General features: G+C 71.8%; 24 protein-coding genes. 13 read left to right on the top strand and 11 right to left on the bottom strand.

From position 1 onward, the window contains the following. Positions 1–109: 109 nt before the first annotated feature. Positions 110–511, top strand: a complete 402-nt coding sequence (locus HYQ63_RS11975) for a hypothetical protein (protein ID WP_009718589.1) — start codon at positions 110–112, stop codon at positions 509–511. Positions 512–536: 25 nt separating this feature from the next. On the opposite strand, the gene HYQ63_RS11980 is transcribed toward HYQ63_RS11975, so the two are convergent. The 4 genes from HYQ63_RS11980 to coxB form a co-directional block, all read right to left on the bottom strand. After that, positions 537–1790: an Ig-like domain-containing protein gene (locus tag HYQ63_RS11980; protein WP_179933803.1), complete on the bottom strand. Its 1254-nt coding sequence runs from the start codon at positions 1788–1790 to the stop codon at positions 537–539. A gap of 112 nt (positions 1791–1902) precedes the next feature. Continuing rightward, positions 1903–2301 (bottom strand): cytochrome c oxidase subunit 4, encoded by a 399-nt coding sequence (locus tag HYQ63_RS11985; RefSeq protein ID WP_123101577.1) that lies wholly within the window; start codon positions 2299–2301, stop codon positions 1903–1905. Continuing rightward, complete coding sequence (gene ctaD, locus HYQ63_RS11990) at positions 2298–4037, bottom strand: cytochrome c oxidase subunit I (protein WP_123101579.1); 1740 nt, start codon at positions 4035–4037, stop codon at positions 2298–2300. Before ctaD ends, HYQ63_RS11985 begins: the two co-directional genes overlap by 4 nt. Further along, the gene (gene coxB, locus HYQ63_RS11995) at positions 4034–4996 is read right to left on the bottom strand and encodes a cytochrome c oxidase subunit II (RefSeq protein ID WP_179933804.1); all 963 of its coding nucleotides are present in this window, start codon (positions 4994–4996) and stop codon (positions 4034–4036) included. The genes ctaD and coxB overlap by 4 nt, the downstream gene beginning before the upstream one ends. A 428-nt stretch (positions 4997–5424) precedes the next feature. On the opposite strand from coxB, the gene HYQ63_RS12000 reads away from it, so the two are divergent. Further along, a complete protein-coding gene (locus tag HYQ63_RS12000; protein ID WP_179933805.1) occupies positions 5425–6825 on the top strand; it encodes a cysteine desulfurase/sulfurtransferase TusA family protein in 1401 nt (466 codons plus the stop codon). A gap of 67 nt (positions 6826–6892) precedes the next feature. Here the strand turns inward: HYQ63_RS12000 and HYQ63_RS12005 are convergent, their stop codons facing one another. Beyond that, the gene (locus HYQ63_RS12005) at positions 6893–7867 is read right to left on the bottom strand and encodes a carbohydrate kinase family protein (RefSeq protein ID WP_179933806.1); all 975 of its coding nucleotides are present in this window, start codon (positions 7865–7867) and stop codon (positions 6893–6895) included. A 159-nt stretch (positions 7868–8026) separates the two neighbouring features. On the opposite strand from HYQ63_RS12005, the gene HYQ63_RS12010 reads away from it, so the two are divergent. Then, positions 8027–8251 carry a hypothetical protein gene (locus HYQ63_RS12010; protein WP_179933807.1) on the top strand — a complete coding sequence of 75 codons (225 nt, stop codon included), beginning with the start codon at positions 8027–8029 and terminating at the stop codon, positions 8249–8251. Positions 8252–8385: 134 nt separating this feature from the next. Continuing rightward, positions 8386–9855, top strand: a complete 1470-nt coding sequence (locus tag HYQ63_RS12015; protein ID WP_179933808.1) for a hypothetical protein — start codon at positions 8386–8388, stop codon at positions 9853–9855. Between the two features lie 82 nt (positions 9856–9937). Here the strand turns inward: HYQ63_RS12015 and erpA are convergent, their stop codons facing one another. Further along, the gene (erpA, locus tag HYQ63_RS12020) at positions 9938–10291 is read right to left on the bottom strand and encodes an iron-sulfur cluster insertion protein ErpA (RefSeq protein ID WP_179933809.1); all 354 of its coding nucleotides are present in this window, start codon (positions 10289–10291) and stop codon (positions 9938–9940) included. A 224-nt stretch (positions 10292–10515) separates the two neighbouring features. On the opposite strand from erpA, the gene nadA reads away from it, so the two are divergent. Beyond that, on the top strand, positions 10516–11703 hold the full coding sequence (nadA, locus tag HYQ63_RS12025; protein WP_179933810.1) for a quinolinate synthase NadA: 1188 nt from the start codon (positions 10516–10518) through the stop codon (positions 11701–11703). A 27-nt stretch (positions 11704–11730) separates the two neighbouring features. Here the strand turns inward: nadA and HYQ63_RS12030 are convergent, their stop codons facing one another. The 4 genes from HYQ63_RS12030 to HYQ63_RS12045 all read right to left on the bottom strand — a co-directional run bounded on the left by HYQ63_RS12030 (position 11731) and on the right by HYQ63_RS12045 (position 14864). After that, the gene (locus HYQ63_RS12030; protein ID WP_179933811.1) at positions 11731–12408 is read right to left on the bottom strand and encodes a response regulator transcription factor; all 678 of its coding nucleotides are present in this window, start codon (positions 12406–12408) and stop codon (positions 11731–11733) included. Continuing rightward, positions 12405–13640 carry a sensor histidine kinase gene (locus HYQ63_RS12035; RefSeq protein ID WP_179933812.1) on the bottom strand — a complete coding sequence of 412 codons (1236 nt, stop codon included), beginning with the start codon at positions 13638–13640 and terminating at the stop codon, positions 12405–12407. Before HYQ63_RS12035 ends, HYQ63_RS12030 begins: the two co-directional genes overlap by 4 nt. Before the next feature lie 122 nt (positions 13641–13762). Beyond that, positions 13763–14041 (bottom strand): hypothetical protein, encoded by a 279-nt coding sequence (locus HYQ63_RS12040; protein ID WP_123101597.1) that lies wholly within the window; start codon positions 14039–14041, stop codon positions 13763–13765. Between the two features lie 49 nt (positions 14042–14090). Next, a complete protein-coding gene (locus tag HYQ63_RS12045; protein WP_179933813.1) occupies positions 14091–14864 on the bottom strand; it encodes a PspA/IM30 family protein in 774 nt (257 codons plus the stop codon). Between the two features lie 241 nt (positions 14865–15105). On the opposite strand from HYQ63_RS12045, the gene HYQ63_RS12050 reads away from it, so the two are divergent. Further along, positions 15106–15702 (top strand): DUF3043 domain-containing protein, encoded by a 597-nt coding sequence (locus HYQ63_RS12050; RefSeq protein ID WP_179933814.1) that lies wholly within the window; start codon positions 15106–15108, stop codon positions 15700–15702. Between the two features lie 80 nt (positions 15703–15782). Continuing rightward, entirely contained in the window at positions 15783–16493 is a 711-nt protein-coding gene (locus tag HYQ63_RS12055; RefSeq protein ID WP_179939993.1) for a bifunctional 2-polyprenyl-6-hydroxyphenol methylase/3-demethylubiquinol 3-O-methyltransferase UbiG, read from the top strand. 65 nt (positions 16494–16558) lie between these two features. Here HYQ63_RS12055 and HYQ63_RS12060 read toward each other — a convergent pair whose 3' ends face one another. Then, positions 16559–16762 (bottom strand): hypothetical protein, encoded by a 204-nt coding sequence (locus HYQ63_RS12060; RefSeq protein ID WP_179933815.1) that lies wholly within the window; start codon positions 16760–16762, stop codon positions 16559–16561. Positions 16763–16911: 149 nt separating this feature from the next. Here HYQ63_RS12060 and HYQ63_RS12065 point away from each other — a divergent pair, with 149 nt between their 5' ends. The 6 genes from HYQ63_RS12065 to sucB all read left to right on the top strand — a co-directional run bounded on the left by HYQ63_RS12065 (position 16912) and on the right by sucB (position 25768). Continuing rightward, a complete protein-coding gene (locus tag HYQ63_RS12065) occupies positions 16912–18114 on the top strand; it encodes a bifunctional adenosylcobinamide kinase/adenosylcobinamide-phosphate guanylyltransferase (protein WP_179933816.1) in 1203 nt (400 codons plus the stop codon). Between the two features lie 310 nt (positions 18115–18424). Next, the gene (gene cobT, locus HYQ63_RS12070; protein ID WP_179939995.1) at positions 18425–19486 is read left to right on the top strand and encodes a nicotinate-nucleotide--dimethylbenzimidazole phosphoribosyltransferase; all 1062 of its coding nucleotides are present in this window, start codon (positions 18425–18427) and stop codon (positions 19484–19486) included. Positions 19487–19840: 354 nt separating this feature from the next. After that, positions 19841–20692: an adenosylcobinamide-GDP ribazoletransferase gene (locus HYQ63_RS12075; protein ID WP_179939997.1), complete on the top strand. Its 852-nt coding sequence runs from the start codon at positions 19841–19843 to the stop codon at positions 20690–20692. Between the two features lie 141 nt (positions 20693–20833). Next, positions 20834–22381, top strand: coding sequence for a leucyl aminopeptidase (locus HYQ63_RS12080; protein ID WP_179933817.1), 1548 nt, complete (start codon positions 20834–20836; stop codon positions 22379–22381). A 222-nt stretch (positions 22382–22603) separates the two neighbouring features. Continuing rightward, the gene (lpdA, locus tag HYQ63_RS12085; protein WP_179933818.1) at positions 22604–23992 is read left to right on the top strand and encodes a dihydrolipoyl dehydrogenase; all 1389 of its coding nucleotides are present in this window, start codon (positions 22604–22606) and stop codon (positions 23990–23992) included. 54 nt (positions 23993–24046) lie between these two features. Then, on the top strand, positions 24047–25768 hold the full coding sequence (sucB, locus tag HYQ63_RS12090; protein WP_179933819.1) for a 2-oxoglutarate dehydrogenase, E2 component, dihydrolipoamide succinyltransferase: 1722 nt from the start codon (positions 24047–24049) through the stop codon (positions 25766–25768). Positions 25769–25783: the final 15 nt, after the last annotated feature.

The raw sequence follows: 25783 nt of genomic DNA on the forward strand, positions 1-25783 counted from the left end.
ATCCCTCGAAGGAGGGAGAGATCGGTTCGCCCCCTCCTCCGGAAGGCTGTACGGGAGTAACATCCGCCGCAGGAGCCCGGTAGTCCCCTTGGCTGATGCGGAGGAAACGATGCGGCCGACCGCCACGGTGCTGGTCTACAGCGACGACGCGAACACCCGCGAACAGGTGCGGCTCGCGACCGGTCGCCGGCCCGCCGCCGATCTGCCTCCGGTGGAGTTCGTGGAGTGCGCGACGCTCCCGGCCGTCCTGGAGGCGCTGGAGGACGGCGGGATCGACGTCTGCGTGCTCGACGGCGAGACGGCGCCCGCGGGCGGAATGGGCGTCTGCCGGCAGATCAAGGACGAGATCTTCCAGTGCCCGCCGGTGGTGCTGCTCATCGGCCGCCCGCAGGACGCCTGGCTGGCCACCTGGAGCCGCGCGGAGGCCGCGGTGACGCATCCGGTGGACCCGGTGGCCCTGACGGACGCGCTGGCCGGGCTGCTCCGCAAGCGGCTCGCGGTGGGCGCCTGACCGCACTCGGTGCGGTGTCACGCGGTCATGCCATGGGGCGGAGCCGGGCCGAGTCGGCCGGGGTGCTGCCGTCCCGCTGACCGGCGGCGAGGGCGCTGCCCTGACGCCAGTCGGTCCAGGCCATGTTCCAGTCGCCGTAGCCGTTGCCGAACGCGGCCATGTCGTCCCCGTTGCTGTTGACGACCGTGACGAGGTCGCCGAGGTGCACGGTGTTGAAGAACCACCGGGCGTTCTCGGTGGACATGCCGGTGCAGCCGTGGCTGACGTTGGCGTACCCCTGCGAGCCCGTGGACCAGGGCGCGGCGTGGACGTATTCACCACTCTGGGTGACCCGGGCGGCCCAGTAGACCATCAGATCGTAGGAACCGGCGCCGAGGCCGATGCTGGCGCCCGTCATCCGCACCGCCGACTCCTTGGCGAGGATCACCTTGGTGCCGTTACGGGTGTCGAACCCGGGCATACCGGTCGTGATCGGGATGGTCCGGATCACCTGCCCGTTGCGCCGCACCGTCATCTGGTGGGTCCCGGAGTCGGTCAGGGCCTCGATCCGGTCGCCGGTGGTGATCCGCAGCGGCTTGGCGTCACCGCCGTAGAGCCCGCCGCCGACCCTGATGCCCTTGAGGTTGGAGCGGACCTTGACGGTGGCGTGCGCGGGCCAGTACTCGGCCGGGCGGTAGTGCAGCTCCTTGCTGTTCACCCAGTGCCAGACGCCGTCCACCGCGGGCTCCGAGTCGACCTTCAGGCCCCGCTCGACCACGGCCCGGGCCGAGGGGTCCTTCACCGGGCGGCTCAGCTTGGCGGTGACCGGCTGGCCCACCCCGTACTCGCCCGACTTCGGCCCGAAGGTGACCTTCAGCAGCTTGCGCTTGGAGCTGGTGGTGAAGTCGATCGTACGGCGGCCCGGCGCGCCGCCCGAGTCCTCCGTGGACACCCGCAGCGTGTAGTGGGCGCCCGCCGCCAGCGGCACGGTGGAGCGCCACCGGCTGCCGTCCGGCGTCAGTTCGCCCCGTACGTACCGGCCCGCCGCGTCGGTGGCGGTGACGTCCGTGATCCGGCCGTCGTCGCCCTTGGCGGTCACTTGGAGCGGCCGGTCCGGATCGGCGTCGCGCGCGCCGCTCTCACCGCTGAAGGAGATCTGGTCGGCGGCGTCGTACGGCTTGGCGGACAGCGGGTCCGAGGAGGGGCCCCCGCATCCGCTGAGACCCGCTATCAGCGACGCCACCAGCAGGGCACTGGAGAGCACCGCCCGGGTTCGAGGAGATCGAGGTGTGTGGTTCATGCGCTCACGCTATGGACGCCCGCGGCGGACGGCGCGCCGAGCGTGGCATCCGGGTACCGGCACACGAATGGGGCCCGGCACCTGAGTGGTGTCGGGCCCCGTTCGGGAACAGCTACTGGTTCTGGTTCTCGCCGCGGTAGTACTCGAAGACCCACCCGAAGAGGCCGACCATGATGATCGGGGCGGAGAAGAACAGCAGCCACCAGCCGAAGACGACACCCATGAAGGCCAGGGCGCCACCGACGGCCAGGGACAGCGGCTGCCAGCTGTGCGGGGAGAAGAAGCCCAGCTCACCGGCGTCGTCCGCGACGTCCGCGTCCTTGTTGTCCTGCGCTCCGACATCCACCCGGCGCGCGGTGAACGCCAGGTAGAAGCCGATCATGATGCTCAGCCCGAAGGCGAGGAACAGCGCCGTGGTACCGGCGGGCTCCTTCGACCACACGCCGTAGACGATCGCCATCACCAGGATGAAGACGGCGAGCCAGATGAACATCCGGCCTTGGACCTTCACTTGTCGGCCTCCTTACCACCCGCGAGGGCCTTGTCCTGGTCGGCCGCACCCTGGTGCTCGAGCTGGTCGAGCGCCGCGATCTCGGGGTGGTGCAGGTCGAATGCCGGGGATTCGGAACGGATCCGCGGCAGGGTGAGGAAGTTGTGCCGCGGCGGCGGGCAGGAGGTCGCCCACTCCAGCGAGCGGCCGTAGCCCCACGGGTCGTCGACCTCGATCTTCTTGCCGTACTTGGCCGTCTTCCAGACGTTGTAGAGGAACGGCAGTATCGACAGGCCGAGCAGGAACGAGCTGATCGTGGAGATCGTGTTCAGCGCGGTGAAGCCGTCGGCCGCCAGGTAGTCGGCGTACCGGCGCGGCATGCCCTCGGCACCCAGCCAGTGCTGCACCAGGAAGGTGCCGTGGAAGCCGATGAACAGCGTCCAGAAGGTGATCTTGCCGAGCTTCTCGTCCAGCATCTTGCCGGTCATCTTCGGCCACCAGAAGTGGAAGCCGGAGAACATCGCGAAGACCACGGTGCCGAAGACCACGTAGTGGAAGTGGGCCACCACGAAGTACGAGTCGGAGACGTGGAAGTCCATCGGCGGCGACGCCAGGATGACGCCGGTGAGACCACCGAAGGTGAAGGTGATGAGGAAGCCGATCGCCCAGAGCATCGGGGTCTCGAAGCTCAGCGAGCCCTTCCACATCGTGCCGATCCAGTTGAAGAACTTGATACCGGTCGGGACCGCGATCAGGAACGTCATGAAGGAGAAGAACGGCAGTAGCACCCCGCCGGTGACGTACATGTGGTGTGCCCACACGGTCACGGACAGACCCGCGATGGAGATCGTCGCGGCGACCAGGGTGAAGTAACCGAACATCGGCTTGCGCGAGAAGACCGGGATGACCTCGGAGATGATCCCGAAGAACGGCAGCGCGATGATGTACACCTCTGGGTGTCCGAAGAACCAGAAGAGGTGTTGCCACAACAACGCCCCGCCATTGGCCGCGTCGAAGACATGCGCCCCGAATTTACGGTCCGCCTCCAGGGCGAACAGCGCGGCGGCCAGCACCGGGAAGGCGAGCAGCACCAGGACGGCGGTCAGCAGCACGTTCCAGGTGAAGATCGGCATGCGGAACATCGTCATGCCGGGAGCGCGCATGCAGATGATCGTGGTGATGAAGTTGACCGCACCGAGGATCGTGCCGAAGCCGGAGAAGGCCAGACCCATGATCCACATGTCGGCGCCGACGCCCGGCGAGCGGACCGCGTCCGACAGCGGCGAGTACGCGAACCAGCCGAAGTCGGCCGCGCCCTGCGGGGTCAGGAAGCCGCCCACCGCGATGAGCGAGCCGAAGAGGTACAGCCAGTACGCGAACATGTTCAGCCGCGGGAACGCCACGTCGGGCGCGCCGATCTGGAGCGGCATGATCCAGTTCGTGAAGCCCGCGAACAGCGGGGTGGCGAACATCAGCAGCATGATCGTGCCATGCATGGTGAACGCCTGGTTGAACTGCTCGTTCGACATGATCTGCGTGCCCGGACGGGCCAGCTCGGCGCGCATGAAGAGCGCCATCAGTCCGCCGATGCAGAAGAACGCGAACGACGTGACCAGGTAGAGCGTGCCGATCGTCTTGTGGTCCGTGGTGGTCAGCCACTTGACGACGACATTGCCGGGCTGCTTGCGGCGCACCGGCAACTCATCCTCGTACGAGGCGGTTGCGTCGGCACCCTGGGGTTCGTTGAGGATGCTCACTGTGTCTTGGTCTCCGCGTTCTTGGCGGGGTCCGTCTGCGCAATGCCCGCCGGGATGTATCCCGTCTGGCCCTTCTTCGCCAGGTCCTTCAGGTGCTGCTGGTAGCGCTCCGGGGAAACGACCTTGACGTTGAAGAGCATGCGGGAGTGGTCGACACCGCACAGCTCGGCGCACTTGCCCTTGAAGGTGCCCTCGCGGTTCGGGGTGACCTCGAACCGGTTGGTGTGGCCCGGGATGACGTCCATCTTCATCAGGAAGGGGACCACCCAGAACGAGTGGATGACATCGCGGGAGGTCAGGATGAACTCGACGGACTCACCCTTGGGCAGCCACAGGGTCGGGCCCGGGTTGCCGTTCTGCGGATTCCGATCACCGGGGGTGCCGGCCTCGTAGACGCCCTCGGCGCCCTTGGGAGCGGTGTCGAGCATCTTGTCGGGGATGGACGACACCTCCTTCGGCGTCGCCTTGGGGCTGGCCGCGTTCCCGTCGACGTTCTCCATGTAGTTGAAGCCCCAGCTCCACTGGTAGCCAACGACGTTGACCACGTGATCGGGCTTCTTGGAGGTCTTGAGGAGGGCGTTCTCATCGCGCGCGGTGAAGTAGAACAGCACCGAGACGATGATGATCGGGACCACGGTGAACAGTGCCTCGAGGGGCATGTTGTACCGGACCTGTACCGGGACCTCGATCCTGGTCCTGGCCCTGCGGTGGAGGACGACCGACCACAGGATCAGGCCCCAGACCAGCACGCCCACGGCGAGCGCTGCTGCCCACGAGCCCTGCCACAGGGAGAGGATCCGCGGCGCCTCCTCTGTAGCCGGGGTGGGCAATCCGAGGCGGGGGAAGTCCTTGGATGTGCAACCGGTGGCGGTCGCCAGGACCAAGCCCGCGGACAGCGCCTGCAGCAGCTTCCGCCGCACCGGGCGCCGCGACGAGCGGTCGGAGCCGTTGGGACTCACGTAGCGCCTTCCCGAGAGTCTCGCCCGCGCGGTCGGCCGCGGCCGTCATCTGGTCGGTCGCCGGCCCGGTGCGGGCAGGGGTTTGGATGTTTATGCGGACCAAACCCTACTGGACGCCATTTGGCGCTGCGCGGGGAGGGTGCCCAACGCGCCGGACCCCTCCCCGAAGGGGTGGCGTCGCCGCCGGAACACCGGGGAATCCCAACGGAATGACCTGCTCCGCCAGCGTTTTCCGGGCCCGCGGGCGGTGCGGGGTGTGGCCGGGGAACAGCCGGGGTAAAGGTGGTGCGGGCACCGCCCCGTTCGTGTGATGCCGCGCGTCGGCACGCCGTACGCCCGTGCGTGGCACGTCCGCGTTTTTGTCATGAGCCGGGCGTCGGGTTCTTGCCATGAGCCGTGCGCCGGGCACAGCGGCTAGCGTTCCTTATGTGCCCTATTTCGACGCGGCCTCGTCCGCACCTCTGCACCCCGTGGCCCGGCAGGCGCTGCTCGCCGCCCTCGACGAGGGGTGGGCCGACCCGGCCCGGCTCTACCGCGAGGGGCGGCGCGCCCGGCTGCTGCTGGACGCCGCGCGGGAGACGGCCGCCGAGGCCGTGGGCTGCCGCCCGGACGAGCTGGCCTTCACCCCCTCGGGGACCCGCGCCCTGCACGACGGCATCGCCGGAGCGCTCGCCGGGCGCCGGCGGGCCGGGCGGCGGCTGATCGTCTCCGCCGTGGAGCACTCCGCGGTGTTCCAGGCCGCGGCGGCGCACGAGGCGTCCGGCGGCACGGTCGCCGAGGTCCCGGTGGACCGTACGGGACGGGTCGCGCCCGAGCGTTACGCGGCGGCCCTGCGCGAGGCGCCCGACGACATCGCGCTGGCCTGCCTCCAGTCCGCCAACCACGAGGTCGGCACCGTGCAGCCGGTGGCCGAGGCGGCGGAGGCCTGCGCGGCGGACGGCGTACCGCTGCTGGTGGACGCGGCCCAGTCGCTGGGCTGGGGCCCGGTGCAGGGCCGCTGGTCGCTGCTCACCGCGAGCGCCCACAAGTGGGGCGGCCCGTCGGGGGTCGGACTCCTCGCGGTGCGCAAGGGCACGCGGTTCCGTCCGGCCCCGGTGGACGAGCGGGAGGCGGGCCGCGCCCCGGGCTTCGAGAACCTCCCGGCCATCGTCGCGGCCGCCGCCTCGCTGCGCGCCGTACGGGCCGAGGCCGCCGAGGAGGCGGAGCGGCTGCGGGGGCTGGTGGACCGTATCCGGGCCCGGGTGCCGGAGCTGGTGCCGGACGTGGAGGTGGTCGGCGACCCGGAGCGGCGGCTGCCGCATCTGGTCACCTTCTCGTGTCTCTATGTCGACGGAGAGGCGCTGCTGCACGAGCTGGACCGGGCGGAGTTCTCGGTCTCGTCCGGGTCGTCGTGCACGTCGAGCACGCTGGTCCCCAGCCACGTACTGCGGGCCATGGGGGTGCTGTCCGAGGGCAACATCCGCGTCTCGCTCCCGCGCGGGACCGCGGGGACGGACGTGGAACGGTTCCTCGAGGTGCTGCCGGGCGTGGTGGCCGGGGTCCGCGAGCGGCTGGGCGCCCCGGAGGCGGCCGGTGCCGCTGCCGCGGAGGCTGCTTCCGAGACTCCTGGCCTGGTCGTCGATTCGCTGGGCAAGCGGTGCCCGATTCCGGTGATCGAACTGGCCAAGGTCATCGGCGACGTACCGGTGGGCGAGGTGGTGACCGTGCTGTCCGACGACGAGGCGGCACGGCTGGACATCCCGGCGTGGTGCGAGATGCGCGGGCAGACGTACGAGGGTGAGCGCCCCGCCGAGCGCGGCACGGCGTACCGGGTGCGCCGCCGGGCGTGAAGCGGATACGGCGGCGGGGCCGGAGGAACGTTCCCCCGGCCCCGCCGCCGCGTGCCGTGCCGTGCCGTCAGGCCAGGTGGTCGCCGATCTCGGCCGCCGCCTCGGGGCCGTAAGCCTTGGCGAAGCGCTCCATGAAGTGGCCGCGGCGCAGCTCGTACTCCTGCGTGCCGACCGTCTCGATGACGAGCGTCGCGAGCATGCAGCCCACTTGGGCGGCGCGCTCCAGCGAGAGGTTCCAGGACAGGCCCGAGAGGAAGCCCGCGCGGAAGGCGTCGCCGACGCCCGTCGGATCGGCCTTCTGCTCCTCCTCGGCGCAGCCGACGACGATCGGCTCCTCGCCCTCGCGCTCGATCCGGACGCCCTGGGCACCCAGCGTGGTGATGCGGGTGCCGACCTTGGAGAGGATCTGCTCCGAGGTCCAGCCGGTCTTGGTCTCGATCAGCGCGGCCTCGTACTCGTTGGTGAAGAGGTACTGCGCGCCGCCCACCAGCACCCGGATGTCCTCGCCGTCCATGCGGGCGAGCTGCTGCGAGGGGTCGGCGGCGAACGGGATGCCGCGCGAGCGGCACTCCTCGGTGTGGCGGACCATCGCCTCCGGGTCGTCCGCGCCGATGAGCACCAGGTCGAGACCGCCGGCCCGGTCGGCGATCGGCTGGAGCTCGATCTGGCGGGCCTCGCTCATCGCGCCGGTGTAGAAGGAGGCGATCTGGTTGTGGTCCTCGTCCGTGGTGCAGACGAAGCGGGCGGTGTGCCGCACCCCGGAGATCCGGACGGACTGGGTGTCCACACCGTGCCGGTCCAGCCAGGCACGGTATTCGGCGAAGTCCTCGCCGGCCGCGCCGACCAGGATCGGGCGCAGCCCGAGCATCCCCATGCCGAAGCAGATGTTCGGGGCGACCCCGCCCCGGCGGACTTCGAGGGTGTCGACCAGGAAGGAGAGGGAGACCGTGTGCAACTGGTCGGCGACCAGCTGATCGGCGAAGCGTCCGGGGAAGGTCATCAGATGGTCGGTGGCGATGGAGCCGGTGACGGCGATACGCACGAGAGCTGCTCCTGTTTCGGGGCGGCGGCGAAATCGGACGCTTCACGCTATCGGCTTCCCGGGCCGCTTACGAACGGGAGGAACTACCCGGTAGTAGGGCATACGGTGCAGAGATGGCGGGGCTCGTGCCCGTACGGGCCCCTCGGACCGGGAGGCCCCATGCCGCAGCACGTCACCCCCACCCAGGACGCCGCCGGGGCGATAGAGCCCGAGGCCCTGGCCGAACTGCGCGGCTACGGCGCGCGGATGGCGCCGCACTGGGCGGTCCCGGTGGTCACCGTAGCGCCTCCCGCCGCGCCCGTGTCCCCGTCGCGCATCCGCGGGATCACGGTTCCCGCCGCGTCCGCCGATCTGGTCGGCGGCATGTCCGACTACGGCGACTGACGGCGGCGGCTGAGCACGGCGGCCGAAAAGCTTCGGAACCAGGGGAAGGAACCAGCCGCCCCTTCACCCCGTCACACCGGCAACCCCCTCGCGAGGGCCAGGGACAACGTGAGCGGAGCCGAAGGAGTGAAACGGTGAGCACCGAGGAGACCGACACCCCGCAGCCCCCCGACGACGACCATCCGCAGCCGCGTCGGCGTTCCCGGCTGGCCGTCGTATCGGTGGCGGCAGCGGTGCTGGTCGCCGGTGGCGGCGGCGCCTACTGGGCCTCGACCGCGGCGGGCGGCGGCTCCCAGGGCGCGGGCTCGGCGGGCCGTGACGGATCCCCCCAGCCCCTCGCACTGGACGCGTACGCCGCCCCGGCGGGGCACGAGGGGATCGCGGTCGGCGAGCCCGATCCGAACGGCAGCGGCCGCTATGAGGTCGACGGAAAGCTGCCGGACGGGCCCGACGAGGCACCCGTCTACCGCACCGACGCCAAGGTCACCAAGGCCGACGTGGCGCGGCTGGCGAAGGCGCTGGACGTCTCCGGCAGCCCCCGCGCCGAACACGGCAACTGGAAGGTCGGGGGCACGAAGGACGGCCAGGGCCCGGTGCTGCGGGTGAGCCAGAAGGGCCCGGGCAGCTGGTCGTACTCCCGCTTCGGGACGCCGGGCGGCGGCACCTGTGTGCACCCGCCGGGCGCGGGGCCGAAGGCCGACAGCACGTCCTGCCCGACCTACCGCGACGGCGAGAAGAAGAGCGGCACCGACAAGAGCGGCGGTGACGACAAGGCCGTGTCCGAGGAGAAGGCCAAGCGCACGGCCGAGCCGGTGCTCAAGGCGCTCGGGCTGACGAACGCGAAGCTCGACGCGAGCGGCCGCTACGGCGCCGTGCGCATGGTGAACGCGGACCCGGTGCTGGACAAGCTGCCCACCCAGGGCTGGACGACCAGCCTCCAGGTGGGTGCGGACGGTCAGCTGACCGGCGGGAACGGCGCGCTGTCGACGCCCGAGGAGGACGACAGCTATCCGCTGATCAGCGCGGAGCAGGCGCTGAAGAAGCTCAACGCCACGGCCCCCAAGAGCGGCGGGACCGGGTCCGGGAAGGTGACCGTGAAGTCGGTGACCTTCGGGCTGGCCTCGCACTCCGTGGCCGGGCAGCGGGCCCTGGTGCCGTCGTGGATCTTCAAGACCGAGCCGACCGGGGCCAACGGCGTCTCGGCGACCCTCCCCTACCCGGCGGTGAAGCCGGAGTTCATCAAGAAGAAGGCGGACACCCGCGCCGACACCGGCGGCAAGACCCCGGGCCAGGGCAAGAAGCACAGTGAGCCGGGCACGCCGGGCCGCGGCTCCAAGGCCGACGACATCACCTCGTACAGCGCGGACGGGAAGACCCTGACGCTGCGCTTCTGGGGCGGCGTGTGCGACACCTACTCGGTCTCCGCCGACGAGACGTCGAAGAAGGTCACGGTCGAGGTCAAGAGCAAGCCGAAGCGTCCGGGCCAGGCGTGCATCCTCATGGCCAAGGAGATGACGAAGAAGATCACGCTCGACAAGCCGCTGGACGGCCGCGAGGTGGTCGACAAGGCCACGGGCGACAAGGTCCCGGCCCAGAAGAAGTAACCGGGGCGGCCCGGGGGCACAAAGCGCCGGAGGCGGCGGGTCCGGATGGACCCGCCGCCTCCGTGTGCCTGTCGCCGAGGGCTCAGCTGAAGGAGTCGCCGCAGGCGCAGGAGCCCGTGGCGTTCGGGTTGTCGATCGTGAAGCCCTGCTTCTCGATGGTGTCGACGAAGTCGATCGAGGCACCGCCCAGGTACGGGGCGCTCATCCGGTCGGTCACGACCTTGACGCCGTCGAAGTCCTTGACGACGTCGCCGTCGAGCGAGCGCTCGTCGAAGAAGAGCTGGTAGCGCAGGCCGGAGCAGCCACCGGGCTGGACGGCGACGCGCAGCGCGAGATCCTCGCGGCCCTCCTGCTCCAGCAGGCTCTTGACCTTCGACGCGGCGGCGTCGGACAGGATGATGCCCTCGCTCGCGGTGGTCTCGTCCTGAACGGTCATCTGCTTCTCTCCCGGGTCGTACGGACTGCTTGCCGTCGGAACCAACCAACGGCGCCCCGGATTCATTCCGGGCCCAGCGCATGTTCCTGGCCTTCATGCTCGCACACGGGGCCCGTGGACCGTAATGCGTCACATCGACGCGATGCCCATCGTCAACATGACGTGAAGCGGTTATGATAGATAGCGTCAAATTGACGATTAGGGTTCCGAGTGAAGAAAGAAGGGTGCGTGTTGTGACCACCGCCCAGCCCCTCGACGTCCAGCCGAGCCCGCTCGCGCTGCTCCTCCTCGGCCGTGACGCCGACCCGAGGAGCGAACGTGGTGTGGAGTGCCCCGGCGACCTCCCCGCGCCCTCCGATCCGGATCTGGTGGCCCGCGCCCGCGCGGCCAAGGAGAAGCTCGGCGACAAGGTCTTCGTGCTCGGCCACCACTACCAGCGCGACGAGGTCATCGAATTCGCCGATGTCACCGGTGACTCCTTCAAGCTCGCCCGTGACGCGGCCGCCCGGCCGGACGCCGAATACATCGTCTTCTGCGGTGTGCACTTCATGGCGGAATCCGCCGACATCCTGACCGGCGACAGCCAGCAGGTGGTCCTCCCCGACCTGGCGGCGGGCTGCTCGATGGCCGACATGGCCACCGCCGAGCAGGTCGCCGAGTGCTGGGACGTGCTGACCGAGGCGGGCGTCGCCGGGACGACGGTGCCGGTGTCGTACATGAACTCGTCCGCCGACATCAAGGCCTTCACCGGCCGCCACGGCGGCACGATCTGCACCTCCTCCAACGCCCGCCGCGCCCTGGACTGGGCCTTCCAGCAGGGCGACAAGGTGCTGTTCCTGCCGGACCAGCACCTGGGCCGCAACACCGCGGTGCGGGACATGGGCATGTCGCTGGAGGACTGCGTCGTCTACAACCCGCACAAGCCCGGCGGCGGGCTGACCGCCGAGCAGCTGCGCGCCGCCAAGATGATCCTGTGGCGCGGCCACTGCTCGGTGCACGGCCGCTTCTCGCTGGAGTCCGTGCGCGACGTCCGCGAGCGCATACCCGGCGTCAACGTGCTGGTGCACCCCGAGTGCAAGCACGAGGTGGTCGCGGCGGCCGACCTCGTCGGCTCGACCGAGTACATCATCAAGACCCTCGAAGCCGCCCCGGCGGGCAGCAAGTGGGCCATCGGCACCGAGCTGAACCTCGTCCGGCGGCTGGCGAACCGATTCGCCGGGGAGGGCAAGGAGATCGTCTTCCTCGACAAGACGGTGTGCTTCTGCTCGACCATGAACCGGATCGACCTGCCGCACCTGGTGTGGGCCCTGGAGTCGCTGGTCGCGGGCAAGGTCGTGAACCGCATCCAGGTGGACCCGGAGACCGAGGCCCACGCGAAGGCCGCCCTGGAACGGATGCTGGCGCTCCCGTAGCCCCTCGCCCGGCCCCGCCCGGGGGCCTCAAGCCCCCGGGCGGACCAGGCCCGTTTCGTACGCGATGACCACCAGCTGGGCCCGGTCCCGGGCGCCCAGCTTCGCCATCGCCCGGTTGACGTGCGTCTTCACGGTCAGCGGGCTGACCTCCAGACGGCCGGCGATCTCGTCGTTGGAGTGGCCGCCCGCGACCTGGACCAGCACCTCGCGCTCACGGCCCGTGAGGGCGTCCAGCCGGGAGGCGTCGTACGCGGCGTCGCCGGAGCCCGGGACGCCCTGGGCCAGGAAGCGGGCGATCAGGCCCTTGGTGGCGACCGGGGACAGCAGCGCCTCGCCCGCGGCCGCGATGCGGATGGCGGAGAGGAGCTCGCCGGGTTCGGCGCCCTTGCCGAGGAAGCCGCTCGCCCCCGCCCGCAGCGAGTCCACCACGTACTCGTCGACCTCGAACGTGGTCAGCATGACCACCCGGACGTCCGCGAGCCGCGGATCCTCGCTGATCATGCGGGTGGCGGCGAGTCCGTCCGTACCGGGCATGCGGATGTCCATCAGCACCACGTCGGCGCCCTTGGCCCGCACGATCTCGACCGCCTCCGCGCCGTCGGACGCCTCCCCCACCACCTCCATGTCGGGCTCCGAGTCGACCAGCACCCGGAACGCGCTGCGCAGCAGCGTCTGGTCATCGGCGAGCAGCACCTTGATCGTCATGACTCCCCTCCCCTGCGGGCCTGGAGCGGAAGTGTCGCCCGTACCCGGAAGCCGCCCTCGGGGCGGGGTCCCGCCTCGCAGGTGCCGCGCAGCGCGGAGACCCGTTCCCGCATCCCCAGCAGCCCGTGCCCGCCGCCGACGTCCTCGGACGGGGTGCCGACGCCGTCGTCCGACACCGTGATCTCCAGGGCGCTGTGCGTGCGGACGATACGGACCTCGGCCTTGACCTCGGGCCCGGCGTGCTTGTGCACATTGGTCAGCGCCTCCTGGACGACCCGGTACGCGGTGAGGTCCACCGAACCGGCGAGCGTCCCGAGGCCGCCCTGCGGCTGCTCCTCGACCTGGATCCGCATCCCGGCCCGTACGAAGCCGTCCACCAGCTGGTCCAGGACGCCGAGGCCCGGCGCGGGCTCGGTGGGCGCGGCCGGGTCGCCGTACTGCCGCAGCAGGCCGACGGTGGCGCGCAGCTCGTCCAGCGCCGAACGGCTGGCCTGCCGTACGTGCGCGAGCGCCTCCTTGGCCTGGTCCGGGCGGTTGTCCATGACGTGCGAGGCGACCCCGGCCTGCACGTTGACCAGCGCGATGTGGTGCGCGACGACGTCGTGCAGCTCGCGGGCGATCCGCAGCCGCTCCTCGGCGACCCGGCGCCGGGCCTCCTCCTCGCGGGTGCGCTCGGCGCGCTCGGCCCGCTCCTCGATCGCGGCGATGAAGGCGCGGCGGCTGCGGACGGCGTCGCCCACGGCGGCGGCGAGCCCGGTCCAGGCGAAGATGCCCCAGTTCTCCTGCGCGTACCAGGGGGTGAGCCCGAACAGCATCCCGGTGCCGGTGAGCAGCACGGCCGTGACGGCGCCGATCCGCCAGGTGGTGGAGCGGTCGGTGCGGGCGGCGACGGTGTACAGCGCGACCACGACCCCGAACACGATCGAGGTGCGCGGCGGCCCCTCGTCGTTGGTGACGATCTCGATGACGCTGATCGCGCAGGTGAACGCGAGCACCGCGCGCGGCAGCTCGCGGCGCAGCACGAGCGACGCCGAGGAGAGGGTGGCCAGCAGCCCGAAGAAGACACCGACGTGCTGGTGGTCGCGCAGATGCGGGTTGGACACCGCGCCGATGAGGATCAGGGCGAGGCAGCCGACGGCCACGAGGGTGTCCAGGGCTCGTGGATGGGCGGCCAGCCAGCGGTGCGGACGGGCCAGGCCCGGCCCGACGGCGAGGGGAGTCACGGGATCCAACGGTAAACGCCGCGCCGGACCGCTCCGGCGGCGTCCCGCCCCCGGCCCCTCAGCGGCATCGCCGGAATCCGCCGCGACCTGGGCTGTGACCTGGGACGACGCACGATCTGCGGGCACGGTGCTCAGCCCGGGATGAGGCCGTCGTCCTTGAGCATCGCCTTGACTTCCTCGAGCGTCGCCTCGGGGGCGGGCAGGATCAGCCCCGAGGGCTCCAGCGCGTCAGCGGGCAGCGGCTCGCCCGCCGAGCGCACCGCGTCGAGGAGCGCCCCGAGCGTGCGCCGGAAGCCGTCGTGGTCGCCGCTTTCGATTTCGGCGAGCAGATCGTCGTCCAGCTTGTTGAGTCCGGGCAGGTGGCTGTCGTCCACCCGCACCTGTCCCTCCCCCATGATCCGTACGATCATGACGACCTCCTTGGGACGTCGACAGACCTCGCCCGGTCAGGGGCGGCGGCTACTGCTTGTCGAACTTGTGCTGGTTCTGCGACTGCTGCGACTGGTCCTGGCTGCCGCCCTCGATCGCCTGCTGCGAGCCGCCACCGGCCAGCTCGGCCTTCATCTTCTGAAGCTCGAGCTCCACGTCCGTGCCGCCGGAGATCCGGTCCAGCTCGGCCGCGATGTCGTCCTTGGCCATCCCGGACTGGTCGTCGAGCGCGCCGGAGGCCAGCAGCTCGTCGATCGCGCCCGCGCGGGCCTGGAGCTGCGCGGTCTTGTCCTCGGCGCGCTGGATCGCCATGCCGACGTCGCCCATCTCCTCGGAGATGCCGGAGAACGCCTCGCCGATCCGGGTCTGCGCCTGGGCCGCGGTGTAGGTGGCCTTGATGGTCTCCTTGCGGGTGCGGAACGCGTCCACCTTGGCCTGGAGCCGCTGCGCGGCCAGGGTGAGCTTCTCCTCCTCGCCCTGGAGCGTCTGGTGCTGCGTCTCCAGGTCGGTGACCTGCTGCTGGAGCGCGGCACGACGGGACAGCGCCTCGCGCGCCAGGTCCTCCCGGCCGAGCGCGAGCGCCTTGCGGCCCTGGTCCTCCAGCTTGGCGGACTGGCCTTGCAGCTGGTTCAGCTGAAGCTCCAGGCGCTTACGGGAAGTGGCCACGTCGGCCACGCCGCGCCGGACCTTCTGGAGCAGCTCCAGCTGCTTCTGGTACGAGTAGTCAAGGGTCTCGCGCGGGTCCTCGGCCCGGTCCAGGGCCTTGTTGGCCTTCGCGCGGAAGAGCATCCCCATACGCTTCATGACACCGCTCATGGGCCTCGCGCGCCCCCTTCTGACGGACTTGTGACACCGGCACACCCAACAGACCCAGCCTACGGGCCCTGCTTCCATTACCGCACTGTTCCGCCCGTCCCGCGCTCCTCCCACAGGACGATCGCGGTCCGGGCGCCTCCGGCGCAGGGAGGAGCCCGGCCACTGCGGTTTCCGGTTCTTTGCCCCTGACGCTGGGGCCCACACCGGTGAACCCGTACTCTTGGGCTTTGTGTTCCGAAGCCGTTCCAAGGATGAGCAGGCCGCCACCGCCAAGGTGACCGCGGACCAGCCGCAGCAGCCCCGAGACCCGCAGGCGCCCAAGGGCCGCCCCACGCCCAAGCGCAGCGTGGCCCAGTCACAGCGCCGCAGCCTGGCGAATACGCCGACCACGCGCAAGGAAGCCGCCAAGCGGCAGAAGGAGGCCCGCCGCTCCGACCTGGCGCGCCAGCGCGAGGCGCTGGCCGGTGGCGACGAGCGCTACCTCCCGGCCCGCGACAAGGGCCCGGTGCGCCGGTTCGCCCGTGACTTCGTGGACTCGCGGTTCGTCATCGCCGAGTTCTTCCTGCCGCTCGCCGTGCTGATCATGGTGCTCAGCATGATCCAGGCGGGCGCCATGCAGAGCTATGTGCTGCTGCTGTGGATGGTCGTCATCGTGCTGATCGTCCTGAACTCGTTCGTGATCTCCTTCCAGCTCAAGCGTCAGCTGCGCCAGAAGTTCCCGGACGAGAACCTGCGGGGCGCCGTCGCGTACGCCCTCATGCGCACCCTCCAGATGCGCCGGCTGCGCCTGCCCAAGCCGCAGGTCAAGCGCGGAGAGCGGCCCTGAGCGGCAGAACGGGCTTCGCCGGAGGAGCGGCGGGCTGGCTCGGCGGCCTCGGAGGCTTACGGAACACGGTCCGGCAGGCCCTGGTCGCCCATCAGCTCGATGAGCAGATCACCTCGCGGTTCCGGTTCGACCAGCGGCTGAAGGTCCTCGACGTCGGCCTCGGCCAGGGCACCCAGGCACTGCGATTAGCCCGCGCGGGCCATAAGGTGACCGGCCTCGAATCCGATCCGGCGATGCTGGAGGCGGTCCGTACCGCGCTGGCCGACGAGCCCGAGGGCATCCGGCAGCGGGTGAAACTGCTGGAGGGCGACGGCCGGGAGACCGGCGCGACGTTCCTTCCCGGCGCCTTCGACGTGGTGCTCTGCCACGGCGTACTCATGTACACGGACGAGCCGGACCCGCTGCTCGCCGGTCTGGCCCGGGTCCTCGCCCCCGGCGGACTGCTCTCGCTCCTGGTGCGCAACGCCGACGCGCTCGCGATGCGGCCGGGGCTCGCCGGGGACTGGGATGCCGCGCTCGGCTCCTTCGACTCCCCCACGTACACCAACCGCCTCGGGCTCCAGGTCCGCGCCGACCGGCGCGAGGAGCTGACCACCACGCTCACCGCGATCGGGGCGCCCCTGCACGCCTGGTACGGGGTGCGGGTCTTCACCGACCAGGCCCCCGACACCGCCGAGCCCCCGCCGTCCCCCGAGTGGGACCGGCTGTTCGCCGCCGAGGAGCGGGCCGGACGCACCGACCCGTACCGCGCGGTGGCGGCGCTGCTGCACCTGTGCGGGGTGCGCGGCTGAAGGGCCGAAGAGAAGGGGGGCGGTGCCCCCGCCCCCCTGACTCGGCTCGGCTCCGGCTACTCCGGCTACTCCGCCCGCAGGCTCATCGGGCCGTAGATCTTCGACCCGTCCTCGAAGAGCGTGACCTGTTCCGCCCCGCCCTCCAGGAGCGCCCTCCACTCCTCACCGATCCACGACTCCGCGTCCCCCTGGGTCGGGAACTCCTCGGGCTGCACCGCGGGCGCCGTCTCCGTCCCGTCGGACTTCTCGAACCGCCACGTCCAGGCCATGTCCGCCTCCTCCATCCCACCGGTCGACACGTGATGTCTGCCCGCAGCCTAGGCGACTGATCACTCCGTACGGCTCCGAACGGATCCGTACGTCTCCGCGGAGGGTGACCCGGCGCGCCCGGCCCGCGGGGACGCGAGACGATCGTGGCGTGGAACTCACTCTTCTGGGCACCGGGGCCCCCGACGGACTGCCGCGCCACGGCTGTCCCTGCGCGGCCTGCGCGACCGCCGTCGGCGACGAGGCGCGGGCGGCGACGGCACTCCTGATCGACGGCGCACTGCTCCTCGACCTCACCCCGGGCGCCGCCTTCGCGGCGGCGCGGGCCGGTTACTCGCTGGTCGGGGTGCGGCAGGTGCTGCTGTCCCATCCGCACGCGGGCCCCGCCGTCGAGTTCCCGGCCGGGCTCCCGGCGCCGGGGCGGGTCCCGGACGGGCGCGAACTGTCCCTGATCAGCGGGCACCGGGTGCGGGCGGTGGCGCTGGACTCGCCCGGCACCGGGTACGAGGTGGCCGGGCCCGACGGCACCCGCCTGCTGTACCTGCCGCCGGGCGGTGCCCCCTCCGGGCTGTCCGGCCCCGTCGCCGAGCCGTACGACATGGTCGTGCTCGACGTACTCGGCCGCCCCGACGCGCTCGCCCGGCTCCGGGCGTCCGGCGGCGTGGGGCCCACCACCGACGTCGTGGCCGTCCACCTCGACCACACCGTGCCCCCCGGCGCCGAGTTGCACCGCCGACTCGCCACGGCGGGCGCGCGGACCGTACCGGACGGCAGCACGCTGATCGTCGGCGAATACCACGAGGTGCCGGACCTGCCGCGGCGCACCCTGGTGCTGGGCGGGGCGCGCTCCGGCAAGTCGCTCGAAGCGGAACGGCGGCTGGCCGCCTTCCCCGACGTGCTGTACGTGGCCACAGGCGGCACCCGGGACGGCGACCGGGAGTGGGCCGCCCGCATCGCCGCCCACCGCGACCGCCGTCCCGGCTCGTGGCGTACCGCCGAGACCTGCGACCTGGTGCCGCTGCTGGCGGACGACGGCGCCCCGCTGCTGATCGACTGTCTGGCGCTGTGGCTCACCGACGCGATGGACTCGGTCGGGGCCTGGGACGACGAGAAGTGGGCCCACGGCGGCGAACGCGCCCTCCACGAACGCGTCACCGCCCTCGTCGCGGCCGTGCGGGCGACGCAGCGGACGGTGGTGGCCGTCAGCAACGAGGTCGGCGCCGGGGTGGTGCCCGCGACGGCCGCGGGGCGTCGCTTCCGCGACGAACTGGGGCGGCTGAACGCGGGGTTCGCGGGCGAGTGCGAGCAGGTGCTGCTGGTGGTGGCGGGGCAGGCCCTGCCGCTGCGTGGCTGAGCCGGACTTTCCCCCACCCGCCCCTTCCCGAAACGGGGGACACCCCCGCCCCCGCCGGGGCTCCGCCCCTGGCCCCCGCTCCTCAATCGCCGGAGGGGCTGGAGTGTGCCCCCTTCCCAGGGGGCTGGGCGGGGCAACTCCGCCGCGGCCCCGGGCCTCGGGGCTGAGGTAGGCGTGCGGCGGGGCTGTTGGGGGCCGGGGTGTCCCCCGGTTTCGGAAGAGGCGGTGGAGAACGGCTGGGGCGGGGGATCGTTGGGGGGCGGGGTTTCAACTGTGGGGGGCCGGTAGGGTTCGGGCCGTGAGCAGCGGCCTGAATCTCGATGACTTCGTCGACCTGATCGAGCGCCCCGACGGGGGCATACGACGTGACGCCGAGGAGCGGCGGGAGCGGCTGGTGCCGCCGCCCGGCGCGCTCGGGCGGCTGGACGAGCTGGGTGAGTGGCTGGCCGCCGCCCAGCAGCAGGTGCCGGTGAAGCCCATCGAGCGGCCCCGGGTGGTGCTGTTCGCGGGCGACCACGGCATCGCGGAACTCGGCGTCTCCGCCCGCCCCGCAGGCAGCGCCCACCGGCTCGTCCGCGCCGTGATCGACGGCGAGAGCAGCGTCGCCGTGCTGGCCCGCCGCTTCGGGGTGCCCGTCCGCGTCGTCGACATGGCGCTGGACTGCGACCCCGACGCGTTGCCCGGCGAGGTCACCCGGCACCGGGTGCGCCGCGGTTCGGGGCGGCTCGACATCGAGGACGCGCTGACGGCCGAGGAGGCCGAGCAGGCGTTCCGTACCGGTATGGCCATCGCCGACGAGGAGGCCGACGCGGGTACGGACCTGGTGGTGCTCGGCGACCTCAGCGTGGGCGGCACCACGGCCGCGGCCACGCTGACCGCCGCGCTGTGCGGCACGGACGCGTCCGTGGTGACCGGGCGCGGCGGGGCCGGGATCGACGATCTGGCGTGGATGCGCAAGTGCGCGGCGATCCGCGACGGGCTGCGCCGGGCCCGCCCGGTCCTCGGGGACCAGCTCCAGCTGCTGGCCACGGTCGGCGGCGCGGACCTCACCGCGATCACCGGGTTTCTGCTCCAGAGCGCGGTGCGCCGCACCCCCGTGATCCTGGACGGCGTCGTCTCGGCGGCGTGTGCCCTGGTCGCGCAGCGGGTGGCGTTCCGGGCGCCGGACTGGTGGCTGGCGGGCCAGGCCAGCGGCGAACCGGCGCAGGAGAAGGCGCTCGACCGGATCGCGCTCACCCCGCTGCTCGACCAGGGCGTCACGGTGGGCGAGGGCGCGGGGGCGCTGCTGGCGCTGCCGCTGGTCCAGGCGGCCGCGGCGCTCGCGGGGGAACTCCCCGAGCGGGCACAGGCCGAGGAACCAGAGGACGCCTGACGAGTCCTCAGGTCGGTTCGGAGAAGCCGCCGATCCAGTCGGCGGTAGACGTGGCGGGCCCACGGCGATCCGGGGCGCGCCAGCCGTACGGCGCCGACGATCGCCACCAGCACCCCGATCACCGCGATCCGCAGCTTGCCCTTGACGTCATGGAAACGGGCCCTTGCCCGCCTTGATCAGCCGGGTGACGGTGCGCGTGATCACAGCGCGAGGAGCAGCGGCAGCTTGCCTGGCTCCACGATGTTGCGTTCCCACCAATGGCCCATGGCCCGTCAGGGTCGCGCGATACCCTGCGGCGCGATGGACACCACGCCGGAGCAGTCCCCCGACCGCCAGCCGGACCCGGACCCGGAGATGCCGCCGGACCCGGACCCGGTGATACCGCCGGACCCGGACCCGGAGATACCGCCGCGTCCGGCGCATCCCCCGCGCGCCTCCCTGGACGACGGCCTCCGCTTCGCCTTCGGCACGCTCACGGCGCTGCCCGTACGGGTGGCGCGCTGGGATCGTGAGGCGGCGCGCGTGGGCATGCTGTGCGCCCTGCCGGTCGGGCTGACGGTCGGGCTGTGCGCGGCCGCGGTGGGCGGTGTGCTGCTGTTCCTGGGCGCCGGTCCGCTGCTCGCGGCGGTCGCCACCGCCGCCGTACCCGCCGTACTGACCCGCGGCCTCCACCTCGACGGTCTCGCGGACACCGCGGACGGCCTCGGCAGCGGCAAGCCCGCGGACGAGGCGCTGCGGATCATGAAGCGGTCGGACATCGGCCCGTTCGGTGTCATCACCCTGCTGTTCGTGCTGCTCGCGCAGGTCGCGGCGCTGGCGGAGCTGTACGGGGAGAGCTGGACGCGCGGCGCGGTGGCCGCCGCCGCGGCGGGGCTCGTCGCCCGGTGCGCCCTCACGCTCGCGGCCCGCCAGGGGATGCCCGCGGCCCGGCCGGAGGGGCTGGGCGCCGCGGTCGCGGGGGTGGTGCCGCCGCGGGCGGCGGTCGGTGCGGCCGCGCTGGCCGTCGTGGCTTGCGCGGGCGCGGGCGCGCTGGTCGATGTGTACGCCATGCCGATGTACGGCCTGGCGGCGCTGGCCGGGCTCGCGGCCGCCGATCTGCTGTCGCGCCACTGTGTGCGCCGTTTCGACGGGGTGACGGGGGACGTCTTCGGCGCCCTCGCGGAAACCGCCGCCACGGCGACCCTGCTGGTGATCACCTTCGGCTGAGGTCATGGGGCACACATGGGCCCCGGGTCACGGATCATGGGCTCGGGAGGCGCACCGCGCCTCGGAATAAGCTGGGCCGCACGGCCGACCACCCAAGACGTCGGCCGGAACCACCGGAACCGGAAGAGGGACCCGACCACTGTGACTGCACTGACTCTCAGCACCTCCTCCGCCGCGTCGCTGCGCGCGGATGCCGTCGTCGTCGGCGTGGCGAAGGGGCCCAAGGGCCCGGTCGTCGCCCCGGGCGCCGAGGCCGTGGACAAGGCGTTCGGCGGGAAGCTCGCCACCGTTCTGGAGACGCTCGGCGCGACGGGCGCCGAGGGTGAGGTGACCAAGCTGCCCTCCGCGTCCGGGCTCAAGGCCCCGGTCGTGCTGGCGGTCGGCCTGGGCGAGGCCCCGGCGAAGGGCGACGGCTTCGACGCCGAGGCGCTGCGCCGCGCCGCGGGCGCGGCCGCCCGGGCGCTGGCGGGGTCGAAGAAGGGCGCGTTCGCGCTGCCGGTCGAGGACGCGGCGGACGCCGCCGCGGTCGCCGAGGGTGCGCTGCTCGGTGCGTACGCGTACGACAAGGGCAACAGCAACGGCGCGAAGAACGGCAAGGACGCCAAGGGCGACAAGGACAAGAAGAACAACGGTCCGCTCGCCGAGGTGGCCCTGCTCGGCGCCAAGCCGCGCGACAAGGCGCACAAGGCGGCGGCCGAGCGCGCCACGGCGCTGGTCGCCGAGGTCAACCGGGCCCGCGACCTGATCAACGCCCCGTCGAACGTGCTCGACCCGGCCTCGTTCGCGGCGGCCGTCGTGACCGCGGCCAAGGAGCACGGTCTGAAGACGGAGGTGCTGGACGAGAAGGCCCTCACCAAGGGCGGCTACGGCGGCATCCTGGGCGTGGGCCAGGGCTCGGACGCCCCGCCGCGGCTGGTGCGGATCGCGTACACCCACCCCAAGGCGGAGAAGACGCTCGCGCTGGTCGGCAAGGGCATCACCTACGACTCGGGCGGCATCTCGCTGAAGCCGGCCGGTCACAACGAGACCATGAAGTGCGACATGAGCGGCGCGGCCGCGGTGTTCGCCGCGGTGGTCGCGGCGGCCAAGCTGGGGCTGCGGGTCAACGTCACCGGCTGGCTGGCGCTGGCGGAGAACATGCCGTCGGGTTCGGCGACCCGCCCCGGCGATGTGCTGTCGATGTACAGCGGCAAGACCGTCGAGGTGCTGAACACGGACGCCGAGGGCCGGCTGGTGCTCGCCGACGCGCTCACCCGCGCGTGCGAGGAGAAGCCGGACGCGATCGTGGACGTGGCGACGCTGACCGGGGCGATGGTCGTGGCGCTGGGCAACCGCACGTTCGGGATCATGTCGAACGACGACGCGTTCCGCACCGCGCTGCACGAGATCGCGGACGAGGTGGGCGAGGCGTCCTGGCCGATGCCGCTGCCGGTCGCTCTTCGCAAGAGCATCGAGTCCCCGGTCGCCGATCTGGCGAACGTGGGCGAGCGCATGGGTGGCGGTCTGGTGGCCGGTATCTTCCTGAAGGAGTTCGTGGAGGACGGGATCGCCTGGGGTCACCTGGACATCGCGGGTCCGGCCTTCAACGAGTCCGGTCCGTTCGGCTACACCCCCAAGGGCGGCACGGGCTCCGCGGTCCGCACCCTGGTGCGGCTGGCGGAGCGCACCGCCGACGGGGATCTAGGCTGACGGGGAAACCCCTTACCGGGTACTGCCGAGTAACCCCTGGACCCGGGTCCAGAGATATCTCACACAGCGGCCCCGCGTCCCGCCTCCCGTCAACAAGTGCGAAGATGTTGCCCGGCAGGACAGGGCCCCCACACCAGGGCTGCGAGCAAGAAGCGGCCGAACAACCGCCGCCGCCCGGCCACCCACGGCCGGCCCGGCGCACCCATGCATGGAGGACGTGACGTGGCGAACGACGCCAGCACCGTTTTCGACCTAGTGATCCTCGGAGGCGGTAGCGGCGGTTACGCCGCTGCCCTGCGCGCGGCGCAGCTGGGTCTGGACGTCGCCCTGATCGAGAAGGACAAGCTGGGCGGCACCTGCCTGCACCGCGGCTGCATCCCCACGAAGGCCCTGCTGCACGCCGGTGAACTCGCCGACCAGGCTCGCGAGGGCTCGGAATTCGGCGTGAAGACCACCTTCGAGGGCATCGACATCGATGGTGTGCACAAGTACAAGGACGGCGTGATCACGGGCCTGTACAAGGGTCTCCAGGGTCTGATCGCGTCCCGCAAGGTCACCTATGTGACGGGCGAGGGCCGGCTGTCCTCGCCGACCTCCGTCGATGTGAACGGCGAGCGCTACACCGGCCGCCACATCCTGCTCGCCACCGGTTCGGTGCCGAAGTCCCTCCCCGGCCTGGAGATCGACGGCAACCGCGTCATCTCCTCGGACCACGCGCTGGTCCTGGACCGGGTTCCGAAGTCCGCGATCGTGCTGGGCGGCGGCGTCATCGGCGTCGAGTTCGCCTCCGCGTGGAAGTCCTTCGGGGCCGACGTCACCATCGTCGAGGCGCTTCCCCACCTCGTCCCGGTCGAGGACGAGAACAGCTCCAAGCTGCTGGAGCGCGCCTTCCGCAAGCGCGGCATCAACTTCTCCCTGGGCTCGCGCTTCTCGGGCGTCGAGTACACCGCCGACGGCGTCAAGGTCTCGCTGGAGAACGGCAAGACCTTCGAGGCCGAGGTGCTGCTGGTGGCCGTCGGCCGCGGCCCGGTCTCCCAGGGCCTGGGCTACGAGGAGGCCGGGGTCGCCATGGACCGCGGCTTCGTCCTCGTCGACGAGTACATGCAGACCAACGTGCCGACCGTCTCGGCCGTCGGTGACCTGGTCCCGACGCTCCAGCTCGCCCACGTCGGCTTCGCCGAGGGCATGCTGGTGGCCGAGCGGCTGGCCGGCCAGAACCCCGTTCCGATCGACTACGACGGCGTGCCCCGGGTGACGTACTGCCACCCCGAGGTCGCCTCCGTCGGCATCACCGAGGCCAAGGCCAAGGAGCTGTACGGTGCGGACAAGGTCGTCGCCCTGAAGTACAACCTCGCGGGCAACGGCAAGAGCAAGATCCTCAAGACCGCGGGCGAGATCAAGCTCGTCCAGGTCCGCGACGGTGCTGTCGTCGGCGTCCACATGGTCGGTGACCGCATGGGTGAGCAGGTCGGCGAAGCCCAGCTGATCTACAACTGGGAGGCGCTGCCGGCCGAGGTCGCGCAGCTCGTCCACGCCCACCCCACCCAGAACGAGGCGCTCGGCGAGGCCCACCTGGCGCTTGCCGGCAAGCCGCTGCACTCCCACGACTAGTAGTCCGAGCGCGCGACCCATTCCGCACAGATCGTTAAGGAGCAACCGAACACCATGGCGGTATCCGTAACCCTGCCGGCGCTCGGCGAGAGCGTGACCGAGGGCACCGTCACCCGCTGGCTCAAGGCCGAAGGTGAGCGCGTCGAGGCCGACGAGCCGCTGCTCGAGGTCTCGACCGACAAGGTCGACACCGAGATCCCGGCGCCCAGCGCCGGTGTGCTGACGTCCATCACGGTGGCCGAGGACGAGACGGTCGAGGTCGGCGCCGAGCTGGCCGTCATCGACGACGGCGAGGGCGCCCCGGCCGAGGCCCCCGCCCCGGCCGCCGAGCCCGCTCCGGCGGCCCAGCCCGAGCCCGCCCCGGCCCCCGCGGCCGAGGCCCCGGCCCCCGCCGCCGCCCCGTCGGGTGGCGCCGAGGGCACCGATGTGGTCCTCCCGGCGCTCGGCGAGAGCGTCACCGAGGGCACCGTCACGCGCTGGCTCAAGGAGGTCGGCGAGTCGGTCGAGGCCGACGAGCCGCTGCTCGAGGTCTCCACCGACAAGGTCGACACCGAGATCCCGGCCCCGACCGCGGGCACCCTGCTGGAGATCCTGGTCGGCGAGGACGAGACCGCCGAGGTCGGCGCCAAGCTCGCCGTGATCGGCGCCGCGGGTGCCGCTCCGGCCGCCGCGCCCGCCGAGGCCCCGGCCGCCCCCGCCCCGGCTCCCGAGCCGGTCAAGGAGGAGGCCCCGGCGCCCGCCCCCGCTCCGGAGCCCACCCCGGCCCCGGCTCCGGCTCCGGCTCCGGCGGCGCCCGCCCCGGCCCCGGCCGCCAAGGCACCGTCCATCCCGGCTCCGGCCTCCCCCGAGGCCGAGGGCGCGTACGTGACCCCGCTGGTGCGCAAGCTCGCCGCGGAGAACGGCGTGGACCTGGGCACCGTCAAGGGCACCGGCGTCGGCGGCCGCATCCGCAAGCAGGACGTCATCGCCGCCGCCGAGGCCGCCAAGGCCGCGGCCCAGACCCAGGCGCCGGTTCCGGCCGCCGCCGCGCCGAAGGCCAAGCAGGAGGTCTCCCCGCTGCGCGGCCAGACCATCAAGATGCCGCGGATGCGCAAGGTCATCGGCGACAACATGATGAAGGCGCTGCACGGCCAGGCCCAGCTGACCAGCGTGGTCGAGGTGGACGTCACCAAGGTCATGCGGCTGCGCGCCCAGGCCAAGGAGGGGTTCGCGCAGCGTGAGGGCGTCAAGCTCTCGCCGATGCCGTTCTTCGTGAAGGCCGCCGTCCAGGCGCTGAAGGGCCACCCGGCCGTCAACGCCCGGATCAACGACGACGACACCATCACGTACTTCGACGTCGAGAACGTCGGCATCGCGGTGGACGCCGAGAAGGGCCTGATGACCCCGGTCATCAAGGGCGCGGGCGACCTGAACATCGCGGGCATCGCCAAGAAGACGGCGGAGCTCGCGGGCAAGGTCCGCTCCAACAAGATCACCCCGGACGACATGTCCGGTGCCACCTTCACGATCAGCAACACCGGCTCGCGCGGTGCGCTGTTCGACACGATCATCGTGCCCCCGAACCAGGTCGCCATCCTGGGCATCGGCGCGACCGTCAAGCGCCCGGTGGTCATCGACCACCCGGAGCTGGGCGAGACCATCGCGGTGCGCGACATGACGTACGTGGCGCTCTCCTACGACCACCGCCTGGTGGACGGTGCCGACGCGGCCCGCTACCTGACCGCGGTCAAGGAGATCCTGGAGGCCGGCGAGTTCGAGGTCGAGCTCGGTCTCTGAGCCCCCTCCGGCAGA

The organism is Streptomyces sp. Rer75, from assembly GCF_013414305.1.
In the GTDB taxonomy this organism is placed as follows: Bacteria; Actinomycetota; Actinomycetes; order Streptomycetales; family Streptomycetaceae; genus Streptomyces; species Streptomyces himastatinicus.

What these genes read in the sequence shown, in the direction of transcription:
- HYQ63_RS11975 (WP_009718589.1), top strand. Translation starts at nt 110, where the DNA reads ATGCGGCCGACCGCCACGGTGCTGGTCTACAGCGACGACGCGAACACC.
- HYQ63_RS11980 (WP_179933803.1), bottom strand. Translation starts at nt 1,790, where the DNA reads ATGAACCACACACCTCGATCTCCTCGAACCCGGGCGGTGCTCTCCAGT.
- HYQ63_RS12010 (WP_179933807.1), top strand. Translation starts at nt 8,027, where the DNA reads ATGCCGCAGCACGTCACCCCCACCCAGGACGCCGCCGGGGCGATAGAG.
- erpA (WP_179933809.1), bottom strand. Translation starts at nt 10,291, where the DNA reads ATGACCGTTCAGGACGAGACCACCGCGAGCGAGGGCATCATCCTGTCC.
- HYQ63_RS12030 (WP_179933811.1), bottom strand. Translation starts at nt 12,408, where the DNA reads ATGACGATCAAGGTGCTGCTCGCCGATGACCAGACGCTGCTGCGCAGC.
- HYQ63_RS12040 (WP_123101597.1), bottom strand. Translation starts at nt 14,041, where the DNA reads ATGATCGTACGGATCATGGGGGAGGGACAGGTGCGGGTGGACGACAGC.
- HYQ63_RS12045 (WP_179933813.1), bottom strand. Translation starts at nt 14,864, where the DNA reads ATGAAGCGTATGGGGATGCTCTTCCGCGCGAAGGCCAACAAGGCCCTG.
- HYQ63_RS12060 (WP_179933815.1), bottom strand. Translation starts at nt 16,762, where the DNA reads ATGGCCTGGACGTGGCGGTTCGAGAAGTCCGACGGGACGGAGACGGCG.
- HYQ63_RS12075 (WP_179939997.1), top strand. Translation starts at nt 19,841, where the DNA reads ATGCCGCCGGACCCGGACCCGGTGATACCGCCGGACCCGGACCCGGAG.
- sucB (WP_179933819.1), top strand. Translation starts at nt 24,047, where the DNA reads ATGGCGGTATCCGTAACCCTGCCGGCGCTCGGCGAGAGCGTGACCGAG.